This window comes from Aliivibrio sp. 1S128 (assembly GCF_001691065.1).
Classification (GTDB): Bacteria; Pseudomonadota; Gammaproteobacteria; order Enterobacterales; family Vibrionaceae; genus Aliivibrio.
Map to the genome: position 1 here is coordinate 2,738 of NZ_MAJV01000158.1, position 645 is coordinate 3,382.

The following is a 645-nucleotide window of genomic DNA, read 5'->3' on the forward strand; positions in this document are numbered from 1 at the left end:
CAGGCGTTATATCGTTTTTTGGGCAACTGTATTGTGTGGTAATATTTAGCCCTAATTCTTATAAGGACACTATTGTGAAAAAATTATTGGTTCTAGGTTTTATTGCTACTCTAGCGGGCTGCGCTGACTCTCATAATTTAAATGTTTCTAATACCGAAGTAGTTAATAAAATACCAGCAAGTTCATCTGTTTATGTCGCATTATCAGAAGATGGACGTTATGGCGAGAAAGACTATAAAGGTTCAGGCGTATTATTAAGTAATGTTATTAAGTCTGGTTTACTTACTAAAATGAACGATATCACTCTTGCTAACGAAGCTGGATCATTTAAAGAATCGATTAAGCTTGCTGAAAGTAATGGTTCAGATTATTTGTTTTACCCAACAATTATGCATTGGGAAGATCGTGCAACGGAATGGTCGGCTAAAGCTGATAAAGTTGATAAAGTTGAAGTGAAAATTGTAACTTGGGGTATTAAAAATAATGTTGAACTAAGCTCGGCGATTATTGATGGTTCAAGCGGACTTGCAACATTGGGTGGCGATCATCCTCAAGACTTATTACCTGAGCCAGTTAACGCGTATATTGATACTCTTTTTGCAGTACCAGTTCAAAATTAAGTACACGATATAACAAATGCATCAA

General features: G+C 35.7%; 1 protein-coding gene. It reads left to right on the forward strand.

Annotation, left to right across the window (positions count from 1 at the left end; all coding sequences use genetic code 11):
- Window positions 1-74: 74 nt before the first annotated feature.
- Window positions 75-620 carry a DUF4823 domain-containing protein gene (locus tag A6E03_RS18350; RefSeq protein WP_065601477.1) on the forward strand — a complete coding sequence of 182 codons (546 nt, stop codon included), beginning with the start codon at window positions 75-77 and terminating at the stop codon, window positions 618-620.
- Window positions 621-645: the final 25 nt, after the last annotated feature.